This window comes from Thermococcus sp. (genome assembly GCF_027012695.1).
Lineage (GTDB): Archaea > Methanobacteriota_B > Thermococci > Thermococcales > Thermococcaceae > Thermococcus.
Genome location: NZ_JALUYR010000123.1, coordinates 1 through 18,316 on the forward strand (window position 1 = coordinate 1; position 18,316 = coordinate 18,316).

Below are 18,316 nucleotides of genomic sequence, written 5' to 3' on the forward strand. Positions count from 1 at the left end.
CCCTCGTACCGCTTCTCAAACCGCGGCTTCACGTGAAGCACGTCGAACATGATGAACTTCCTGTTCCCGATGTTCACGAAGTAGTAAACCGGCATGCTGAGCAACTGCGCCAGGCGCCGGATCCTCAGGAACTGGTGTCCGTTGAGTTCTAACTCGAACCCGTTGAACGTTCTCTCGCTCTTGTACTTCAGCTCGAAAGCCGCCCTGAAGTTCTCGCCCCGGTAATGCCCGAACTTATCATAAACCGGCCTGTAGAGGACCGAATCAATGTCCGTCATCTTGTACTGGTTGTTGAAGAGGAACTCAATCAGCCTGCTGAACTTCATCCTGTTCCGCCCGTCTCTGACAAGCCTCTCCATGTAATCAAAAGCCGGGTCGTAATAATTCGGTCCGGCCTGAACATTAGTATAAACCATCTCAGCCCTCGCAGCTACCATCACTCAACCCCTCCCCCGTGCATTGTCCCGACGACACCCTGCCCCGGCACTATTACCTCCACCTCGGGCGTTTCCACGCCCTCCTGCCGCACCTCGTAGCGGAGAACTTTGATGACCCTCTCACGCTTGTCCCACCATGCTCTTCCAAGCTTTCCAAACTCCTCCATGAGAGCCCTGTACTGCCCGTACTCCACCTTCCTCCTGAGCTTCACCCTGTACACTTTCCCGTCCACATAGACGCGCGAAGGTGCAGGGGCATCCTCGAGGACACTCACCAGGCGCTCCAGGTCAATGACGTTAACTGCGTCCTCAGGCAGGTCATCGTCGTCGATTAGAACCTGCACCTTGAGCGCGTTGAACTCCTGCACGGCCTCCCCCCACTTCGCCTGGACTTCTTCAGAGAGCTTGAGGCGCTTTACTGCGGGAACAAAACTCATGAGAGCACCTCCATGAGAGAGGCCTGCCGAGTGGGCTTGACCTCTGACCTGGTGCGCCCTTCCTCCGCGAGAAGCTTTCTGAGATACTCAATCTCTTCCTTCCAAAACTCCCGCTTTTCTTCCGGAGAGTTCTCTAAGGCCTGCAGGATGTCTTTCGGTGTAACAGAGAAACCGTAATTCCTCCTGGTCGGGTGCTCGTCCGCGAGGAATTTCACGAGTTCCTCAAAGCTCTCGAACTTCTCGGTCTTTCCTGAGTTCGTGTAGCCTGAAAAGAGCCTTTCAACGTCCCTGGCCGAGTAGCCGGTTCCGCGCTTGTACTTCCTGATCACCCAATACGAGTTTCCCTTGTGAGAGTACATGCCGAGTTCGCTCGCGAGAACCCATACTTCGTTAATTCTATCGCTCATGCCCTCACCTCCCTTCTCTGGATCGCATTCAGAACGTCGCGGAGGGCTGAAGCGTAGCCCTCCCACCATCTTCCTCCGCTTCGCGAATCTCCCGCTCCAGCCACGTCAGCAAGTCCGGCACTTCCTCGGCCTGCTCGAGCACCCTGTCCAGCTTCGCCTTCTCAGAGGCGACCCAACTCCAAAACTCGGCCTCGGCCATCTTCACCACCTCCAGTTCCTTTCAAAGAACAAATCCTCCTCTAAGTCCTCCAGCAGTTCTTTCGCTAGCCAGCGCTCCTCCTCGTCCTCGCTCTCCAGCATCTCCAACAACTCCTCCAAATACCCCGGATCGACCTCAGACATCGGCCTTCACCTCCAGTTTCCTCCTCAGTTTCTCGAGAAACGGGCCAAACACGGCCCGATAATCCGCGTTAGAACCAACAACCTCAGCCACAACATCGAAACCGTACTCATTCACCAGCCTGCGCAGGCCGTTGTTGCCCACGCCCCTCAAGAACTGCTCAGCCTGCCCCTTCGTCCTCCAGTCGGATGCCCAATCCTCGTACTGCTTCAGCCAGACCTTGAGACTCTTCTCCACCTCCACCCGCGGGACCTCGAGGGCGGGCTGGCCGTTGGCTGGCTTTGGAACGTCGAGGCTCTGAAGGGCCTTGAGAGTGTCCTCCCTGACGATCTTCGCAAAGCGGACGTTCACGCCGTCTTTGCGGTAGAGGACGATGCCCTCAAGCTCCTTGATGCCAGGTAAAGGCTTGATGATTTCCGGAATCTTGCCGTTCTCGTCAATTGTCACGAAGAAGCGTTGCATTACCGCTACCTGCTCCTGCGGGTCGAGGATTCCGAGGTCCCGCATGAGGTCGTTCCAGGTCAGGCCTTCTTCCACCGCCTTTGGAATAGCGAGGAGAATCTTAGACCACTTCGAGGCGAGCTTGGGCTTGTTGTTCTTGCAGTCGAAGAGCTTAGAAGCGCAATCTTCGAGCTTCTTTTCGAGTTGCTCTATGGTTCTATTCTGGCGTTCAATTATCTTGTCTTTCTGAACAATGATTTTGTTCTTCTGCTCAAGCTCCTTCTCAAGAAGAGCCACCATCTGTTCAAGTTCTGCTATTCTTCGCCCCATTTCCTTGATGTCCTTGTGAGTGTGGTCCATCACAAACACGAAGTATTCAGTCCTGCTCATCGGCCCGCGTTCGGCATCGAATCTCTCTTTGTATGACTTGGGAACACGAAGAAACAAATCAACAAGCTCCTCTGGCCACTTTTTGGGTCTTCCTGGTCCTGCTGTTGGTCTCTGAACGCGGGCCATAATTGTCGCCTCTAAACTGTGGTGTGGTGAGCCTTCCAGAACTCCCACAGCTCCCAAACGAACTCACCCCAAGCCTTCTGCCCCTTGGCCTGCTCCATTTCCTCGACTTTCTCGGGTGGAAGGAGGAACTCCACACGCCTGACGGCCTTATACTTCCGAGTTCTCGGCATCTTGGCCACCACCTTTATGGAACTTAAATCCATATATGGAACTAAGTTCCATAATCCATACGGAAGGAAAGTTTAAAAGGTTTGTGTGGACATTATTGTTGAAAAATGCCCACAGATTAGCAAGTAATTACTTTGACTATTCGTTAGATGCACAGAAATGTACAAATTTTGTATATCATAAAATCAGACCTAAAAAAAGAACCGTTTAGAGGACAGAAGCGATGGAATAAACTCTTTTCTCTTCTTCTTTTCTTGCATTATAATTATATCTATATATAATTAAACGTCCAAAAAAACATATTTGAAATTAGACTCCTTATCAGGTACTTCGCTTTTGAAGATATCCAGGAGCACTACTTCAATTAACTCATCTGGCTCAATATTTAAATCTCTACGGACCTCATTGGGGATATATGCTGTTCCTTTTCTTCCAATTTTACTAATTACCTGCTTTTGAGTCTCCACAAATATTGTCTTGCCTTGGAAATCTATCTTGATTTTTCTGACAATTAATTTAACATAGTCTCCTCTCTCGATCTTTAATGTATCTCTAATATACCTCGGGATGACTAATCGACCATCTTTATCAAGTCGTGCATGAAATTTCGCCAGCGGTTCCTTGCTTTCCTTCACTGTCTCACCTCTTCGCTGTGCTGATTTTACGAATTATTCTTATGGTGCGAATGCTTAAAAGGTTTGAGAAATTCTCTCGCGCGTGGGATTTTTACCCGGACCCTGTGAAACGGGCCGAGAGAGGCGTTGAGTTTTAAGATTTTAAGCTGAAGAAAGAAAGGGCTTTAAAGTGATATTTGGCATATTTCTAAAGAAAGAGAAAGGGGGTTCGGTCATGAGTTCTGATACTGATGATTTAATTAGGGCATTTAATCTTTTCGATGATGAGCAATATAGGGAGTTTGTGAAGCGGGCCAAGCTTGACTTTTTCGAGAAGTATGGAACTGAATTTGTGATTTTCCCGATAGGCATTGGAGCGCTTATTGCTATTCTAGTCAAGCTTGGTGGTGGTCCTGATGTGTTGAATTTCCATTCGATTACAGGATATGCCCCTTTAGTAGTAGGTCTTGTTATGGCCAAATTGCTTCACTGTAGGTATCCTGCGGCTTATTTAGATGCGTATATACTGTATAAATACAGAAAAATGAGTGCAATATCAGTGGATATGGTTCCTCATGAGAAAGAGCACTAGGGAAGTTACTGATGCTGGCCCGTAGGCCATCGTTTTGACGTCCACACTTGTTTTGAGGAGTTTGAATAGGAGTGCTATTGGGATTAGGGATAGGCCCACCACTGAGAGATACCACCATTCTCTGCTTATAATTTCGCTGTCCCAAAGGGCTATTAAGATGGGTATCCAAAACGTCGTGGCTAAGGTGAGATTGAGGTACTCCCCGATAATCCACCCAACCGAGGAGTACACGAACACAACTAAGTACACAAATAAGACGGACCAGAGGATTGTAGCTTTTGTCATCGTTTTCTTGTTGAAGAGTGCTTTTCTCGTGTACTCCCACTTTTTGAAAGCCACGATGGTATTTAGCAGGGCGTAGCCTATTGCGGCACTATTCACAAGAGCGGGCGATATGTTAAGGTGAATGTAAACTACTCTAAGAGGGAGGGTGATAATGGATGCGTATGCCCAACTAAGGAAGATTACTGCCATAACTAGCCGTGTCCATCTGAAGGAATCTTTCCATGTTATCTCATATTTCTGACCATCCATAAGGGTTATCTCGGTCATTCTCGTGCACCTTACATGGAGGGTATATAGATTTTCCTTAAGAATTTAACTGGTCATTGTTGACAACATGGTGTACTCTCTGATTTATGTAATCTCTCAACAAACGAAGCCTTTTTATAGGCCGGAGTAATAACTTCTGCGCTTAAAACGAGCGGAGGAGGGCCCGAGGGATGAGTGAGGATATTCCGAGTCTTAAGAGGATAGCGGAGCCGAGGTCGTTGAAGCCGGCTGGTGTGACGGCCGGTTATCGGCGAGTTAGGACTAAGGGAATGTGGGCCATGTTTGGGGTTTCCTTCGTTATTCTCATACTTGGAGTTATCCTTCTCTTGAATCCTCCAATGTCGGAACATAAGACTCATGTTTCTAAAGTCCTCGAGCCTCAGGAGTATATTTATTGGAAGTCTATACCTCTTGATAAGGGCGAGCAGATTATAGTGGCAGGAACTGTGAGGGGCGGTAATAATGATATTTGGATTTATGTGAAGGAGCATGGGCAGAAGGTCAGGGATTTTGGCAAAGTTGAAAGTCCGGTTCATGTTGTCTTCACGGCGCCTGAGCGGGGGAATTACTCATTATATATAAGTAATGAAATGAGCCTTGTGACTTCCAAGTCACTCGATTTGAATGTTATCTTCAGGACATATGATTATGGTCCAGGAGCGTCTCTTTTTGTGGGTGGTATAATCGCTGTGTTGGCGAGCATTGTGTCTCTCGCATTAGGTCAAAAGCGATTTGTGCTGAGGGTTGGGGATGAGACTTATGAGTTTTGGTCTAATGGATGGTGGAAGTTTGGGGTTGCAGTGAATGGGGTTACTTTGGACGCGAAGGTTAGGCCGGGCGATAAGTTCAGGATTGGGCCGAACGATGAGCATGTCTTGGAGGTTAAGAAGCTCTCCTGGAGAAAGGTTGGATTCTTTGTTGATGGTCAGGAGGTCGGCCGGCTGCCGTGAGAAATCTTTATATATGATATATCACACATTATAAGTGAGCCCGTGAGAATGATCGGGCGATGAGCCGCATGAGCATGAAGTCCCGTTGGGGACGGAGTTGGCGGCTTCTTCTACTCATTTCCAAATTGGACTCGGGTCCTTCTTGAGCCTAAAGTAGTTGCAGATATTGTCGGCAAGATCCATTATCTTCTTAAGTTGCTTGTCCGTTAGTTTACCCTCTACAAAAATCACATGGCTTGGATATCTTTTCTGAAAAGCCTTAACGAGTTTATCATCTATAACAAAGATGGTGTAGTCATCAACATAAGCGTCAATGGTTGAAAATATAATTTGTGGGAGCTTTGAGCCCTTGAAATATGAAAAGGCCCTGGACACTTCAATGAAGGGCAGAACTTGAGAATATCTCGTGAGAAAATTGTTAAAGTAACTGGTTTTCTTCTTTCCGAGTTTCTTAGAGTGTTTGACCCATTTGACTATGCTATCATAAACATTGGCCTTATTTGAGTCAGTGATTATTAAGATGGAGACATAGGAGATATTTTTATCGTCTGATTTGTCCACGAATATTAACTGACTCATTCCACCACCAGCCAGCTCGGCCTCTTTTCCTCTGGAATCAGCTCGGCCAGCTCTTTAAGCTCTTCTGGAGCGAGGAGGTAAACCTCCTCTGGAAGCTCGGCCTTGGACGGGATGTAGATAAGCCTCTGCTCAACATTATAGACTTTGCCCCTCTTCTTCTGCCTCTTGACTTGCTTGCGAACCTGAACCTTGAGCATCAGCCTCACCAGCATACGGTAGAAGGTTTTGCCTTATAAAGTTTTCTACCGTAGAAAAGGAAAAAGCTAAGGTTTAGGTTTCAAAACCCCTGGAAACATGTCCTCGTTCTCCTCGATGATGCGCTTGAGGATGATTACGGCCTCGCGGATGTTCTCCTTGACATCGGGCTGGAACGAGTGCTCCTCCGCTGCCTTCAGCCTCCGAAGCACGAGGAGCATCAGGGCCGAGTTTGTTCTGTCGGTGATGGAAATGTAGCGGCGCTTTCCACCGCTCTTCTTTTGTTTTTTCTCTTCAACGACTACCGCTTCATCTTGAGACGCCTCTTCTCGAACTTCAACGGCTTCCTGCTGTTCAATTATTTCCTTGAAGAGGTCCTTTGCCAGAACTTTCTGTTCATCTTGCGGTGGTGAAACTGGCTCAACTACCTCACTCATATGTTGAACTCCTCCCAAATGTCTTTCTCTCCTCTGCTAAGGATGATTTCTCCACCTTCGGCCACCTTGAAGCGCTCTTCTTTCTTCTTCTGGTTCTTGGTCTTCTCAATGAGCTGGTAGCTCTTGACGAACGGGTTAATGTCCAGGGCCGTGTTCACGAGCAAGCCAGTCTTCTTGAGCACGTTATCAACCAGGGCCTCGAGTGTCTGGCTCTTCTGGTAGATTGCATAGAATGCCGCGATCTGCTCCTCGCTCAGCTCCGGAGGCATTGCAAAGTCGCCCCACACCGTGCTCATTATCCTCGAGGCCTCGACGATTATGGTCGTGTCCATGGCGGATAGTGGGGCGAACTGTGGGAAGGTCCAGAGGAGCTTCTGTTGTGACCCTCTCCCAAGAACCCTGGCAAGTGATAGGAACACTTCATCAAGCCAGCTCGGCGCCCTCGGAGTGTAGGCAATCACGAGCATGTTGTTCGGGGCTATCGCAACGCCCTGGACGTAGCCGAGGGTTACGATTTCCTTCACCATGCTGTTGCCACTTTTGAATTTGTAGTAAACCTTCAGCACCTGGTGGTGAGTTCTTACAAACTTTAGGGACTGGACGGCCTGTTTCTGCCTCCAGTCCTGGAGGACCGGCTTTTCCTCATCCATCAATTTCTGTTCGGTCTGCTCGGCTTTCTCAAGGACTTTTTCTTGGAGCCCGCTTTGGGGTTCGTTATAATAATTCCTCCTTGGAAGGCCACCTTCTCTTTTCTTTTTCCGCCTCAACCACTCAAACATCTCAACTCACCTCACAGGGTTTGTGAAGGGCGGAAATGAATCCGCTCGGTGAAGAACTTGTTATAAATGAAATAGCCACGCCCGCGATACTTTCTTTTGAGCTCTTCAACTTCCGATGGCGAAGAGGCTACAATACGCTCAAAGCTGACGTCAAAATCAGGAACGACCTTTCTCAAGAGGGAGTAATCATCAGCTGACGCGAGAGTCCCGAGGATAGCGATGTGACTAGCACCATAGACGAGCTCAGAGGGCAGGCTGTGAAGGTATTGGGTAGCCACGAGGAAGTTCACCTGGTTTGAACGCCCCTCGCGGAAGAGTTTGGCCACCATGTTCTTGCCCCAACGGGAGCGAAGGTAATTCTGGATCTCATCGCCAGCAATGAAGACAGCCGTCTCTTTCTCCTGGACATACTCGTTCAGGACCCATTCGACGACTTTCTTGAAGATGATGTTCTTTGCGCTCTCGGTCAGGTCGGAATTCTGGCTAAAGTCGATCACGTTGATTTTCGTGTTGTCGAGCTGGTCGAAGAGGTCCTTACCACTGGTTTTTAGCCAGCGAACTTTCTTAAGACTCTTGGCGACGTTGTAAACACCCCACAGGCTCGTTGGGGGCTTTTTATTCTCCACTTCGAGGAACTCTAGCATTTCATCATAAATCCGTTTGGCTTCAAAGACTAGCTCGTCAGGGTCTCTCGCCTTCTCCTCGTCCCATGCCGACTTGATTATCTGAGCGTAGATCGTGTTGGGGTTAATGTTGACCACTTTCGCCACGTCTTCAAAGTCCAGCCTCTCATACTTGATGAACGTCGCAACGACCTCCGTCTCTGGTCCAGAATCCAGGGCTATGTGATGAGGATCTCTTGTTGGGTTGAAGACAAATCTCCTGATGGGGAAGGCCTGTGGTTTAATGCCGAAAAGGCTGAAGAGGGTGTGTTGTCTATCGTATCTCAGCCAGCCGAGGATGTTCTCCCATCCAAGTGCGAAGTCTCCCATAAGCCCGAGCCGGCCCTCATAGGCTGGAAGCTCGAGCATTTGGATATAGAGCTTGAGCTCCATCACTTGAGTCATCCTCGCTCTCAGCCAGCCCTCTCCTTTTTCCCTGACCAGATCGTAGAACGTCTTTTTGACCAGCTGTGCCTTTGCCCTGTCATATTTCCGTTCAAAAATTATGATGAGCGGGGGTTCCTGTTTCCTGCCCCAACGGGTGTTTAGCCAAATCTCCTGGAGGATGGCTTTCATTGTTGTTGACTTCTGGAAGCCACTTGGCCCGAGGAAAAGCATATGGTTAGCGTCATCCTCATTAATCTTTAGCCACCTGTCCAGGGTGTGGCGATACTCATCACTCTTAACCCCTCTACCAATGTAAATCTCGTTTAACCGTCCTTTCGTGACTGGCGTCCACGAGCTGAAATCACCAGCAACCTGCTCCACGCTAACCCCTCCATTTTCTTAATGAAAATAAAATAACCCTCTTCACACACATAATATTTTTACACCCTTCCGCCCGCCTCGTCGCACCTCTCCCTCAAAACGCCCACCTCCTCCTGTGTTATCGCTATGCCAACTCCCACGACCTTTTCTTTCTGTACAGGCCGTAACCAACAAGCCCCACTATAATGCCAGCCCCTGCCAGGCTCTTTAGCAGTATAGAACCAACGAGGCGCTCTTTTTTCGCCTTCTCGATGTAACTCTGCTTTGCTTCAGAACTCTGCTCGTTCATAACCTGTTGAATAATCTGCCTGTACTCTTCGTTCTGCTGTTTCAGAAACTCATTCTCAGCCTCGAGTTGATTGATTTTCCTTGTCAAATTGGCCAGCTCGGCCTTGAGAGCCCTGTTCTGCTTGGTCAGGTTCACTACCTTCGCGTTCAGCTCTGCAATGTCTGGCTGACTCTTCAGCTTCTCCTTGAGTTGAGAGTTCTCCTTCTTTAGCGAATCAACCTGTGACTTGAGCTTCTTATTCTCGCTCTTCAGCGCGCTGATTTCTCTACTCAAGCTAGCTACCTCTCTCTTGAGCCTTGCATTCTCTGCCAGAAGGGCCGAACTCATCGAGGAAGACTGACCAACCGTGAATAATTCTGGCCCTTGGACGGTGATGTAGCCTTTCCTGTTGAATCCGACGAATGAAATCGTGAGATTCCCTATTTTCGTGCTCCCATTTCCTTGGATTAATGCCACTATATCGCTTCCATTCTCTACTATAAGCGCGAGCTGGCCAGTTCTATTGTTTTGGTCAACGAGGAGTGTTAGATTGTTTACATTGATGCTCTGTCCAACCTCGAGGGCTCCGGACCAGGAGAAGGTAACCGCAAGGGCCGGAGCAATGGATAACATATATATTATTATAGGAATCCAAGACTTCATAGGTCTGAAGTTCATTCTTCCACCTCCTCGGCAATCCACTCGCAAAGCGCTTCCCGCCAGTTCGGCGCCAGCCAGATAAGGTATCTTGGCTCTCCATACCGTAATGAGTGCTCCTTAACAACAAAGACCCCCTTTCGCGCGAGAGGAACTATTATTTTGTTGAAGTACTCGTTCATCGTCTGACGCTTAATTCCGAGGTATCCGGCCATCTCCGCTTGGTAACTGACTTTGACTTCTCTCAATAACCGAATAATGTCGAAGAGCGTCTGAATCTCAAAGTTGTATTTGTATGGTTGTAACCTGACACGCCTATATCTCCCCAATTTAGCCTCACCCCAAGATGCCCTTTACCTCAACGGCTCCAGTTTTCCTGTTCACCCACGCGAAGCCCGCGAACATTGAATTACTGCCGGCCTTGAGCTTCAACTCGAAAACCCAATACTTCTGCCCGTTCCTCTCTTTCTCCGTGAGGCTGGACTTATCTGGATAGAGCCTGTAGCCGTATTTTCGGAGTTTTTCATTGTAGCTCGCGAGGTACTGAAGAACGAGATTGTAGGCTTCCTCTGCGGTGATTGGGTAGTTTTCAACATAGGCTCCCTGCATTATCGTGATGTGCCCGTCCGCCCACATTATAGTGCCGTTCTCGACGATGTATCCTTGGGCAGGATAACCAAGCTGGTAGAGGCGTTCTTTGATGGGGTCATGTTCGTTGAACGTCGAATAGCTGAAATAGAGCAAAAAAATTATCGCTAGTACTGCGAACAGGTGGAGAATCACTTTGGAAAATGAAGGAGAGGGGCGGTGGGCGTACATTTCAGCCCACCTCAGCTCGAACTCTGTTCGGTTACCTGAACCGGCCAGGTCGCGCTCGTGTTGGCCTGGACGACGAGCGGGGCCGTCTCGTTGTAGAGGGTTGCTATGTTGCCGCTCAGGTCCTCGACCGTGAAGTAGAGCGCGTAGTAGTTGCCCTCGGTGAGGTTGGCTATGGTGACTGGCAGGGTGGTTGCTTCGACTGGAGTGAAGGTGGTAGTGTTGCTCACGGTGTTGGAAGTGCCGAGGTCGGCCCAATAGACGTAGTACTTGGCTATCTGGTCGTTGTCGGTGGCGTTGAAGCTGATTGCAAAGGTCAGGGCCGTGCTGTTGTAGTCAATACTGATGCTGTTGATAGTCGGCGCGGTAGTGTCGGTGACGGTTATGCTCTGAACCTCGCTCTCGAGGACCTTATCGCCGTCGTAAGTGACCTTGACCTTGTAGTAGACGAGGTCGCCGAATTTGCTCGGAATCTCGGCCTTGTACGTGCCGTTCTCGATGGTGGTGTTTAGGGCAGTGTAAGTGGCGTTGTTCGGGTCAGCAACGTTGAGCGCGTAGAGAACCTGAACGCTGCTGATGTTGAAGTGCTCGGCGTTGGTCAGGCTGAAGGTCACGAGCACGTGGCCCGAAGCCTGGTCAACGCTGGCAGCTAGGTCCGAAACGGCCAGCTGGTAGGTCTCTGTAGTGTTAGTGCTATTGTCGCCGAGGTTGAGAACTACTCCAGGGCTGGCGTGCCCGTTGTAGGCCCACCAGGCTATCGCCGCGAACAATACCACCAAGCCGAGGGTTATAAACTGCCTTTCCTTCTTCCTCAACTCAACACACCTCCAAGTTCTTTAATCTTGTCAAGGAGCGCGGAAAGCTTGTCAATCAAGCCCGAAACGTCGAGCTTCTCAAAAAACGAAAAGCTGTTCAACACGGCGTGCGAGGCGCTGTCTGGCAAGTATCCTGCCTTAGCGGCAAAGTAGATCCCCGCAACAACTATCGAAGCAAAGAGAAGCATCTTAACGAGGCTCTTGAGCAGGAACAAGCCTATTACTGCCACAATTCCAAGAATAATCAGTGCCCCCATGTCCATCACGCCGCCCTCCTGTTCCTCATCGTCAGTCCCGCGAGGATGCCCATCAATCCAAAGCCGCTGACGCCCTTCACGAACTCCAGTGCAGTCGCTCTCGGATCCCCCGTGAGGGCGAGCATGAAAATGCCCCCAAGCACGAGGAACGCCGCCGCGTCAGGAACGCCCCAACTGTCTAAATCCGCGATTCTGTACACTGAAAGGCCCACCAGGGCGCTCGGGATAAAGAGCGCCCAAAAGCCCGTGAGGCCGAAGAGGCCGGCTACTGAAGTCATTGCGTCACTGAAATGGAAAATGCAGAGGAGGTAGGCAATGAGAGCCGCTGCAACCCTGCCGAGCACTGCTATCCCCTCCCTCAAAGTGCTGGAATCAGCGTCCTCACAAGCATGGAAAGGCCGCTCAAGTGGAAGTCCCACCCCGGCATTATGGCCAGATACTGGCCCTTCGTCGCAATAGTGGCCGCCAGCCAGGCCCACAGGACAAGCTCATCGTCGCCTGTCTCGGGCGCGAAGATGTAGAGGCTGATTATTCCCGCTACAACGACGTTAGCAGGGCCGTAGGTGCCTACGTTCATGGTTATCGTGCCCGTCAGCGCCCACAGGATGACGAACATCCCGAGGGCCGCAAACAGGAGGCTGACGAGAACTCCAGTTCCGCGGCTCTTATTAGCCCCGAACTGCTTGTAGAGGCTGTTGTAAAAGTCGTTCTTGTCTGCAATCTTGTCGAATATCTCTATCAGTATCACGAAAGCCGCTGGAATGCTGGCCAGGGCAGTGTTGAGCTGCGCCATGGTCACGCTATGCTCGGCCCCATACCAAAGCACGAGGCCGAGGAAACCGGAGGCCAGGGCCGTTTTCAAGGCCCACTGGCCCCACTTCAGCCTTCTTCCCGGATCTCCCATCTTTCCACCACCTCATAACAACTTCTTCCAAATCACGAAAGCGCCCGCAAGAGCGAAGATTATCACCAGCAGGATCCAAAGCGGGATGCCCATGACTTTCTTGCTCAGCGCGTTCTTTGCCGAGCCAAGAACGTCGATGTGCGGTTCATACTGGCTCGCGAGATCCGAGAGCTTATCACCCATCTGCGCGTCCAGTTTTGCCTGTTCAGGAGCGCCGTAAAGGGCCTTCTTAGCTGCAGACATATAGAAGTCGCCCGCCTGCTCGTACTTCTTAGCAGCGTTGAGATAATTCAAAATAACCTGTTTGTTGTCAGAGCTCGCAGCATAATTCAAGGCATCGACAGCATGCTGATATGCTACCTCAGCCTTCTTGGCATAGCTCTCAGCCTGCTCGTTACCAACGCCCTTCGCCTGCCCCTCCAATGCCTCCGCGGTTCTTATCTTCTCATTGAGGCCGTTTATTAGACTCTGAACGCTTGTCTTCAATTGGGATAGGTCATCAGCAGTTAGCACGCTCTGATTGACGATAGTCGCCAGCTGCTGAATCTGTGTATCGTCCATCACTATGCGCTCGTCTGGCTGGACAGAAACCTTCGGCCAGACAATTTCCCAAATTGGGATTTCCTGACCGTCGCCTCTTTTTATCGTGAAGTAGGCAATGCCAAAGGTCTCGTAGGTCAAAACATCCGTGCCCTCTGTGTAGTAGGCATTGAGGTCCTTTGGCACTCCAGTTTCTGTCAGGTTTCCAAGGTGTCCAAAGACTGAATCAGCAAGCTCCCATGAACCGCCATCCCTCACGCGGACCGTGAAGAACCTGAAATCGTCAGTCATGGTCACGTTAAGGGGACTGAAGTAGCCGGGGTTTGGAGCGATGTAGAACTTATAATCAGCTGTCGAGCCCATGACGTGCACCGGTGAAGCGTAAGTAAGCGTTATAAAGTTGCTAACCGCTCCAACGAATTTCTCCTGGTAAAGCGTCCACTTCGAAGCCAAACTTGTCTTCGCAAACCTGATCGGAAGGCTAGCATACATTCCTTGAGTCAGTAGGGCAATGTCACTAGACATGGTGACGTGCTTCCAGGCCGAGGTCGTCTGAACATGATAACTGATGTCCTTATCACCAATCTTAACGTAGCACGTCGAAGTATTCGCGTCCCATTTATGGTTGGGTTGGGCTTCACAAGAGCTCTGATCGGTATATTGCGGATCATTCTGCCACTCCTCACGGTAGGCATCAATGTCAACGAAGATCTCCCAAGCCTTTGTCGAAGCGTTGTTAAAGAGTTTCATGATAAGGTTCTTGTCAACCTGGCCAGAATCTATCATCTGCTTGATCTGGTAGGCGTACGGGTCAGGAACCTTGAGAATTGTTGAATAAACAACGCTCTGTCCGTTGAGTCCTTCGCTTCCTGCGGTTCCATAATCCCAAGTCCGAGTCCAGAGTGGGGTGCTGGAGTTCTCTTCCTTGATGTAGACTTTTATGCTCCTGATGTGAACGTAGCTGAACGGAATGTTGCTCTCCTTAGTGTAGAGTTTTATCTGTACAGGAAATGCACTGAAACCATAGGCTTTTTGGGGTGCATGGACCTCAGCCCAAAGATCTCCCGTCGCTCCAGTCTCACTAATGTCGTACTTCGTCAGGTCGGAGCGGAGGACGGCGTTCAACTCGGCTATCTGCTTGTACGCGGCCTGCTGCGTGTCGTCCAGGGCCTTTGCAGTGTTGTCCACCACATCCTTATCGTCCTCGAGGTCCGCAGTAGTGGCGTTTTGAGCGGCCCGATAGTCCAGAGCATCACCGCCCCCACTTCCCGAACCTGACGAACTGTGTCTAAAGCCCAACCAGGCCCCAATGGCGCCGCCGATTATCGCTCCCGCCTCTGCTCCCGCTATCGTGCCCGCTCCAGGGATTACTGAGCCGAGCACCGCGCCGATCGTAGCCCCGACCAGGGCGCCTCCGGAGAGGCCCGCTAGGGTGTTCTTTACCTTGTCAGTCACGGAAGAAATCTTACTCGTAATGCTTCCAAAACCAAACGCCGAGGCCGGCTGCGCGTAGAGGCTCATGGCGAAGAGCAGGATAAGGGCGATTCCTGCCGCGGCCTTTCTCCTGCTCTTGCGCGGTTTTGGCTTCTTCTCATCTTCATCGTCGTTCTTCTTCTCAAAAAGTGAAAAGAAGAGCTTCATCAGCTCACCTCCTCCTCGCGGCGGCTATGAAGAGGCCGAGGGCCACGAGCGCGCCAACCGCATAATAGAGTGTCTTTCCTCCAGAGCTACCGCCGCCAAAGAGGCTGAATCCTGAACCCTCAGAAATGCTCACTGCAACCTTGTCGCTGAAGACCGTCGCGTTGCCCTGGAGAACGGCCACGTTCAACTCGTAGGCGTCGTAGGTGAGTTTATCTGGCACGGCGAAGGCGATACTAACGTCCTTCTCCGTCGCGGGAGCAACTGAAATGCTCTGGTTGATTGCCTTCGGAAGGAAGCCGCCGCTCAGCTTGATAGTGTAATACTGAACGTCGCTCGACGGGTTCTTAAAGTGCAAGACAATCGTTCCCTCGCTACCCTTCTGCACGGTGAGGGTTTTGGTTTTGAGAGTAATGGCCGGGTTCACCTGGACGGAATAAACCACAGTCTGACCGTTGAACTGCAATTCGAGCGTGTAGGAACCTTCGCTCGGGACATTGACCGTGAAAGTGTACGCCTCGTACGGATTGAAGGCGTGGCTGTCAGACCAGACCTCGTTACCCTGGTTGTCCTTGAGAACGGCTGTGATAAGATAGCTCTGGCCGCTGCTTTCCGAGATGCGTAACTCGTTCTGGCCGACCTGCCACTCAGAGGGCATCTGAACGCTGAAGGGCAGAGGCTCGACCTGGTAAACAACCTGCTTCGTCGTCGTATAGGTGTTGCTCATTATCGCATCGTTCGAGGTGAGGGTGAGGGTAAAGCCGTGCTGGCCGACCGCGCCGGCCTCGAACTTGATAGAAACCTGCACATCGCTCGAAATGTCGCCGAGGTAATATTTTCCTGACTCGGGAGACACGAGAGATCCGTCTTTTCTGACTTCTATGACGTCAGAGAGGCCGCTTAGGGAGAGATAAGTGTTGTAGGTCGCGCTCGTCTGGATGGGCGAGAGGGTGAAGGTGAGCTCATAGATAGTGTTCTCAGGGATTTTTATCTCGGCGGGGAAGTTTTCGAGCCTGAAGGCGGCTGAAGAGGGGTACATCTCGACTGAAACAGTCATGTCGCCCTGAACGTCGATAGTCTTCGTGACGCTCCAGTACCCCTGCTTTTCGAAAGTGAGCGTGTGCGTGCCCTTAGCCAACTCCAGCGAACCGCCATCATCCATCGTGCCGAGAACCGAGCCGTCTGTATCCTTCACCGTAACGCCCTGCAAAGGCTGGAAGGTTAGGGCGTTGGTGAAGTGGAAGGAAACCGGGAAAACAATGTCCCCAAAGCTCAAATTGTCAATATAAGCTGTTATGTAGCTTCCAACGAGCTTCAAAGTGCCATCCTCAACAGAAAACGACTGACCATACCACACTTGTATCAAGAAATACCTATACTCTCCATACTCTCCTGTTTCTGTAGTGTCTACATACACTTGCCCTGTCTCATTGTCAGTGACTAACAGATGAGCAACGTATTCTCCCACCCCTCCGCCAGAGGGTTCCACCACAAAAACAACGTGCAACCATGTGCCAAGTGGAGCCCCCACAGTTCCATACCTGTCAAAATACACCTTGTCATTATTTCCGTGTATATCTACACCAAAATATAGGTATGGGTACCCAATTCTCGTAGAACTGTTGCTAAATCCAATCCTTATATACCCATCATCATCCGAACCTTCGGTTGCGACATTCAAATCAAACTCTATCTTCCACCGTTGCTGCTCAAGTTGAACTGGCATACTCAAATCCATTACATACCCCGAAGTTTGTTTCTGAAACGGAGCCACCCCATCGTCAAAATTATATGAATAATGCTCTGCCGAAACCTGCCCCGTCCCTACCGAGAGAGCCGAAACCAACACCAGCAGAGCGAGCAAAATGAACCGGAACGCCGCGATGACGAGGAAGAGGACGAGCTGAGCAGCGCTTTTTGGCTTCATACTGCCATCACCTTCCGCGCTTTCTTCAGCCGAGAAACCTCAGCTACTAACTGCTGCTTCTTCCTCGTCACGCGCGCGAGTTCCCGCTGCGCCGCGTCGATCTGCTGCCTAAGCTTCTCAGCGTACCTGTCAAGGGCTTCAATCTCCCGAGCTATTCCGTCCACATCAAGAGACTTCATACTACCACCGCCTCCATGACTTTAGCGATTTGAGAGAACTGATTTGAGCGGAGGAAGGCCCAAGGTGCGCTAAAATAGAGAGTACGCTTTGGATATTTAAGAATATTAGAAAAGCGCTAATGAACGGCTAAATAAAGATTAAATAACCATTACCCAAAGTGTTTCCGATAAAGTTCACGTATTGCCATTCTGACGACTGCGGACTGGTTGTTTATGCCAGTCTCTCTCGCGAGCTTCTTTATCATCGCATGCGTCTCCTTGTCAATGCTAACAGACCAAATAAATGTTCCAGAACCATTTACCTTCGAACGGGCCATCCTCCGCTCACCCCCATTCATTTTTCCAAAACCTTTTTCAGGTCATCAACCACGGCAGAATACCACTCATCTGCCAAGAGAGTCTTGTTGAGGTAATGAGTCGCCCCAACGCGCTGGCTTGCACGTCCCTGAATGAAGTCGGCCACGTCTGCCGGAACGCCCTGGCGAATAAGAAATGTATAGTGCCACTTCCGTATCGTGTTGGCGGAGACTTTTTTGTGGCTCACCCAATCCTTGGCGCTCACATAGTTGACATCCATCGGTTCAAGGAGCTCGTAGAACTCCTTGGGAGCATAAGCCCAAAAGCCCCTCTTTTTACCGCGGGAGAATGCAAAGAGCGGGTATCTGGCAACCTTCTCATTCACAATATAGACGTTCTGCCAGTTGAATGTGTTCACGAGCTGAACCGCATGTGTCAGCCTGATGCCCGAATAAATCAAGAGCTCAAAGAGGATTCTTTTCTCTTCACCGCGCTCTTTGATGACTTTGTATGCTTCTCTGATTTCCTCGTCAGTCACGAAAACGGCTCGAACTCCGGCCTTCCGTTTGATTTTCATAATTCTCCTCCAGTCATCTGCGAGGTGGTAATCAATCACGTGCTTTTCCTCAAGGAATGTTGTGAACTTGCGGAGGCCTTTCACTACTCTGTCGTTGTAGTTCTCTGTCTTGAGGGCCTTTTCCAAGTCTTCGTAGGTTTTCAATGAGTGCCGACCAAAGAAGACTTCAAGAGCCTTAAGATAGTCTTTCCTCACTACTGGCGTTATTTGGTTAGAGAGCCATTCTGCAAACTGCTTTTTGTAAATGACCCACAAATCGTTGAGTTTTCCACGCCTTACAAGGTGGAGGTCCGGGGTTCGAATCCCCGCGGGCCCACCATAACAGCCCTTGCAAAGCAAGCGCTGGCGGAAGAGCATGTGCATTTTTAAGGATATTTGTTTTGTTGGGTTTCTGTTCTATTGGCCTGTTTGTTAGTGTTTCACCCTAAAATAGCGTCCGAAGGACGCTAAAAACAAAGTTGAAACTATTAAGAAGGCTTCGTTTGGTGTTAACCCCTGACTTGAATTGCTTTTTGAGTAGTGCACGGCTAATCTTTGCCCTTTTTGAGTGGCAAGGGTCATTTTTGG

The 18,316-nt window shown here is 50.2% G+C and carries 28 protein-coding genes; 2 read left to right on the forward strand and 26 right to left on the reverse strand.

The window, feature by feature from the left end; translation table 11 throughout:
- The 8 genes from MV985_RS08630 to MV985_RS08665 all read right to left on the reverse strand — a co-directional run.
- Positions 1 to 437 (reverse strand): hypothetical protein (locus MV985_RS08630; protein ID WP_297465331.1); only part of this gene is annotated, 437 nt, incomplete at its 3' end.
- Positions 437 to 874, reverse strand: coding sequence for a hypothetical protein (locus MV985_RS08635; protein WP_297465333.1), 438 nt, complete (start codon positions 872 to 874; stop codon positions 437 to 439). The genes MV985_RS08630 and MV985_RS08635, both read right to left, overlap by 1 nt.
- Positions 871 to 1,281, reverse strand: coding sequence for a hypothetical protein (locus tag MV985_RS08640; protein ID WP_297465349.1), 411 nt, complete (start codon positions 1,279 to 1,281; stop codon positions 871 to 873). Before MV985_RS08640 ends, MV985_RS08635 begins: the two co-directional genes overlap by 4 nt.
- A gap of 28 nt (positions 1,282 to 1,309) precedes the next feature.
- Positions 1,310 to 1,486 (reverse strand): hypothetical protein, encoded by a 177-nt coding sequence (locus MV985_RS08645; RefSeq protein ID WP_297465353.1) that lies wholly within the window; start codon positions 1,484 to 1,486, stop codon positions 1,310 to 1,312.
- Positions 1,483 to 1,623 carry a hypothetical protein gene (locus MV985_RS08650; RefSeq protein ID WP_297465355.1) on the reverse strand — a complete coding sequence of 47 codons (141 nt, stop codon included), beginning with the start codon at positions 1,621 to 1,623 and terminating at the stop codon, positions 1,483 to 1,485. Before MV985_RS08650 ends, MV985_RS08645 begins: the two co-directional genes overlap by 4 nt.
- Positions 1,616 to 2,452: a hypothetical protein gene (locus MV985_RS08655; RefSeq protein WP_297465358.1), complete on the reverse strand. Its 837-nt coding sequence runs from the start codon at positions 2,450 to 2,452 to the stop codon at positions 1,616 to 1,618. Before MV985_RS08655 ends, MV985_RS08650 begins: the two co-directional genes overlap by 8 nt.
- Positions 2,453 to 2,589: 137 nt before the next feature.
- The gene (locus MV985_RS08660; RefSeq protein WP_297465360.1) at positions 2,590 to 2,748 is read right to left on the reverse strand and encodes a hypothetical protein; all 159 of its coding nucleotides are present in this window, start codon (positions 2,746 to 2,748) and stop codon (positions 2,590 to 2,592) included.
- Between the two features lie 279 nt (positions 2,749 to 3,027).
- Positions 3,028 to 3,381, reverse strand: a complete 354-nt coding sequence (locus MV985_RS08665; RefSeq protein ID WP_297465361.1) for an AbrB/MazE/SpoVT family DNA-binding domain-containing protein — start codon at positions 3,379 to 3,381, stop codon at positions 3,028 to 3,030.
- A 169-nt stretch (positions 3,382 to 3,550) separates the two neighbouring features.
- Here MV985_RS08665 and MV985_RS08670 point away from each other — a divergent pair, with 169 nt between their 5' ends.
- Positions 3,551 to 3,952, forward strand: a complete 402-nt coding sequence (locus MV985_RS08670; protein ID WP_297465363.1) for a hypothetical protein — start codon at positions 3,551 to 3,553, stop codon at positions 3,950 to 3,952.
- Here MV985_RS08670 and MV985_RS08675 read toward each other — a convergent pair.
- The gene (locus MV985_RS08675; RefSeq protein WP_297465365.1) at positions 3,917 to 4,504 is read right to left on the reverse strand and encodes a hypothetical protein; all 588 of its coding nucleotides are present in this window, start codon (positions 4,502 to 4,504) and stop codon (positions 3,917 to 3,919) included. The genes MV985_RS08670 and MV985_RS08675 overlap by 36 nt on opposite strands.
- Positions 4,505 to 4,674: 170 nt before the next feature.
- Here MV985_RS08675 and MV985_RS08680 point away from each other — a divergent pair, with 170 nt between their 5' ends.
- On the forward strand, positions 4,675 to 5,454 hold the full coding sequence (locus tag MV985_RS08680; RefSeq protein WP_297465367.1) for a hypothetical protein: 780 nt from the start codon (positions 4,675 to 4,677) through the stop codon (positions 5,452 to 5,454).
- A 114-nt stretch (positions 5,455 to 5,568) separates the two neighbouring features.
- Here the strand turns inward: MV985_RS08680 and MV985_RS08685 are convergent, their stop codons facing one another.
- From MV985_RS08685 to MV985_RS08765, 17 genes are all read right to left on the reverse strand, one after another.
- Entirely contained in the window at positions 5,569 to 6,033 is a 465-nt protein-coding gene (locus MV985_RS08685) for a hypothetical protein (RefSeq protein WP_297465370.1), read from the reverse strand.
- On the reverse strand, positions 6,030 to 6,230 hold the full coding sequence (locus MV985_RS08690) for a t26-17p (RefSeq protein WP_297465404.1): 201 nt from the start codon (positions 6,228 to 6,230) through the stop codon (positions 6,030 to 6,032). The genes MV985_RS08685 and MV985_RS08690 overlap by 4 nt, the downstream gene beginning before the upstream one ends.
- Before the next feature lie 66 nt (positions 6,231 to 6,296).
- Positions 6,297 to 6,665 (reverse strand): hypothetical protein, encoded by a 369-nt coding sequence (locus tag MV985_RS08695; protein WP_297465371.1) that lies wholly within the window; start codon positions 6,663 to 6,665, stop codon positions 6,297 to 6,299.
- Positions 6,662 to 7,444: a hypothetical protein gene (locus MV985_RS08700; protein WP_297465373.1), complete on the reverse strand. Its 783-nt coding sequence runs from the start codon at positions 7,442 to 7,444 to the stop codon at positions 6,662 to 6,664. The genes MV985_RS08695 and MV985_RS08700 overlap by 4 nt, the downstream gene beginning before the upstream one ends.
- An 11-nt stretch (positions 7,445 to 7,455) precedes the next feature.
- Positions 7,456 to 8,874, reverse strand: a complete 1,419-nt coding sequence (locus tag MV985_RS08705; protein WP_297465376.1) for a DUF87 domain-containing protein — start codon at positions 8,872 to 8,874, stop codon at positions 7,456 to 7,458.
- Positions 8,875 to 8,998: 124 nt separating this feature from the next.
- Positions 8,999 to 9,820 carry a hypothetical protein gene (locus MV985_RS08710; RefSeq protein ID WP_297465377.1) on the reverse strand — a complete coding sequence of 274 codons (822 nt, stop codon included), beginning with the start codon at positions 9,818 to 9,820 and terminating at the stop codon, positions 8,999 to 9,001.
- Positions 9,817 to 10,128 (reverse strand): hypothetical protein, encoded by a 312-nt coding sequence (locus MV985_RS08715; RefSeq protein WP_297465379.1) that lies wholly within the window; start codon positions 10,126 to 10,128, stop codon positions 9,817 to 9,819. Before MV985_RS08715 ends, MV985_RS08710 begins: the two co-directional genes overlap by 4 nt.
- Positions 10,129 to 10,135: 7 nt before the next feature.
- A complete protein-coding gene (locus MV985_RS08720; protein ID WP_297465381.1) occupies positions 10,136 to 10,618 on the reverse strand; it encodes a hypothetical protein in 483 nt (160 codons plus the stop codon).
- A gap of 11 nt (positions 10,619 to 10,629) precedes the next feature.
- Complete coding sequence (locus MV985_RS08725) at positions 10,630 to 11,430, reverse strand: hypothetical protein (RefSeq protein WP_297465383.1); 801 nt, start codon at positions 11,428 to 11,430, stop codon at positions 10,630 to 10,632.
- A complete protein-coding gene (locus tag MV985_RS08730) occupies positions 11,427 to 11,693 on the reverse strand; it encodes a hypothetical protein (RefSeq protein WP_297465386.1) in 267 nt (88 codons plus the stop codon). The genes MV985_RS08725 and MV985_RS08730 overlap by 4 nt, the downstream gene beginning before the upstream one ends.
- A complete protein-coding gene (locus MV985_RS08735) occupies positions 11,693 to 12,031 on the reverse strand; it encodes a hypothetical protein (protein WP_297465389.1) in 339 nt (112 codons plus the stop codon). Before MV985_RS08735 ends, MV985_RS08730 begins: the two co-directional genes overlap by 1 nt.
- Before the next feature lie 14 nt (positions 12,032 to 12,045).
- A complete protein-coding gene (locus MV985_RS08740) occupies positions 12,046 to 12,591 on the reverse strand; it encodes a hypothetical protein (RefSeq protein ID WP_297465391.1) in 546 nt (181 codons plus the stop codon).
- Positions 12,592 to 12,603: 12 nt separating this feature from the next.
- A complete protein-coding gene (locus MV985_RS08745; RefSeq protein WP_297465393.1) occupies positions 12,604 to 14,772 on the reverse strand; it encodes a hypothetical protein in 2,169 nt (722 codons plus the stop codon).
- 4 nt (positions 14,773 to 14,776) lie between these two features.
- Complete coding sequence (locus MV985_RS08750; protein WP_297465395.1) at positions 14,777 to 16,087, reverse strand: hypothetical protein; 1,311 nt, start codon at positions 16,085 to 16,087, stop codon at positions 14,777 to 14,779.
- A gap of 605 nt (positions 16,088 to 16,692) precedes the next feature.
- Complete coding sequence (locus MV985_RS08755) at positions 16,693 to 16,875, reverse strand: hypothetical protein (protein ID WP_297465397.1); 183 nt, start codon at positions 16,873 to 16,875, stop codon at positions 16,693 to 16,695.
- Between the two features lie 149 nt (positions 16,876 to 17,024).
- Positions 17,025 to 17,213, reverse strand: coding sequence for a ribbon-helix-helix domain-containing protein (locus MV985_RS08760; RefSeq protein WP_366085387.1), 189 nt, complete (start codon positions 17,211 to 17,213; stop codon positions 17,025 to 17,027).
- Positions 17,210 to 18,112, reverse strand: a complete 903-nt coding sequence (locus tag MV985_RS08765; RefSeq protein WP_297465401.1) for an integrase — start codon at positions 18,110 to 18,112, stop codon at positions 17,210 to 17,212. The genes MV985_RS08760 and MV985_RS08765 overlap by 4 nt, the downstream gene beginning before the upstream one ends.
- Between the last annotated feature and the right edge of the window lie 204 nt (positions 18,113 to 18,316).

Excerpts from the sequence above, each read along its gene's own strand:
- MV985_RS08700 (WP_297465373.1), bottom strand. The coding sequence starts at position 7,444 with ATGTTTGAGTGGTTGAGGCGGAAAAAGAAAAGAGAAGGTGGCCTTCCA.
- MV985_RS08650 (WP_297465355.1), bottom strand. The coding sequence starts at position 1,623 with ATGTCTGAGGTCGATCCGGGGTATTTGGAGGAGTTGTTGGAGATGCTG.
- MV985_RS08760 (WP_366085387.1), bottom strand. The coding sequence starts at position 17,213 with ATGAATGGGGGTGAGCGGAGGATGGCCCGTTCGAAGGTAAATGGTTCT.
- MV985_RS08720 (WP_297465381.1), bottom strand. The coding sequence starts at position 10,618 with ATGTACGCCCACCGCCCCTCTCCTTCATTTTCCAAAGTGATTCTCCAC.
- MV985_RS08675 (WP_297465365.1), bottom strand. The coding sequence starts at position 4,504 with ATGACCGAGATAACCCTTATGGATGGTCAGAAATATGAGATAACATGG.
- MV985_RS08690 (WP_297465404.1), bottom strand. The coding sequence starts at position 6,230 with ATGCTCAAGGTTCAGGTTCGCAAGCAAGTCAAGAGGCAGAAGAAGAGG.
- MV985_RS08680 (WP_297465367.1), top strand. The coding sequence starts at position 4,675 with ATGAGTGAGGATATTCCGAGTCTTAAGAGGATAGCGGAGCCGAGGTCG.
- MV985_RS08635 (WP_297465333.1), bottom strand. The coding sequence starts at position 874 with ATGAGTTTTGTTCCCGCAGTAAAGCGCCTCAAGCTCTCTGAAGAAGTC.
- MV985_RS08640 (WP_297465349.1), bottom strand. The coding sequence starts at position 1,281 with ATGAGCGATAGAATTAACGAAGTATGGGTTCTCGCGAGCGAACTCGGC.
- MV985_RS08745 (WP_297465393.1), bottom strand. The coding sequence starts at position 14,772 with ATGAAGCTCTTCTTTTCACTTTTTGAGAAGAAGAACGACGATGAAGAT.
- MV985_RS08685 (WP_297465370.1), bottom strand. The coding sequence starts at position 6,033 with ATGAGTCAGTTAATATTCGTGGACAAATCAGACGATAAAAATATCTCC.
- MV985_RS08710 (WP_297465377.1), bottom strand. The coding sequence starts at position 9,820 with ATGAACTTCAGACCTATGAAGTCTTGGATTCCTATAATAATATATATG.
- MV985_RS08655 (WP_297465358.1), bottom strand. The coding sequence starts at position 2,452 with ATGAGCAGGACTGAATACTTCGTGTTTGTGATGGACCACACTCACAAG.
- MV985_RS08730 (WP_297465386.1), bottom strand. The coding sequence starts at position 11,693 with ATGGACATGGGGGCACTGATTATTCTTGGAATTGTGGCAGTAATAGGC.
- MV985_RS08695 (WP_297465371.1), bottom strand. The coding sequence starts at position 6,665 with ATGAGTGAGGTAGTTGAGCCAGTTTCACCACCGCAAGATGAACAGAAA.
- MV985_RS08660 (WP_297465360.1), bottom strand. The coding sequence starts at position 2,748 with ATGCCGAGAACTCGGAAGTATAAGGCCGTCAGGCGTGTGGAGTTCCTC.
- MV985_RS08740 (WP_297465391.1), bottom strand. The coding sequence starts at position 12,591 with ATGGGAGATCCGGGAAGAAGGCTGAAGTGGGGCCAGTGGGCCTTGAAA.
- MV985_RS08765 (WP_297465401.1), bottom strand. The coding sequence starts at position 18,112 with ATGCACATGCTCTTCCGCCAGCGCTTGCTTTGCAAGGGCTGTTATGGT.
- MV985_RS08755 (WP_297465397.1), bottom strand. The coding sequence starts at position 16,875 with ATGAAGTCTCTTGATGTGGACGGAATAGCTCGGGAGATTGAAGCCCTT.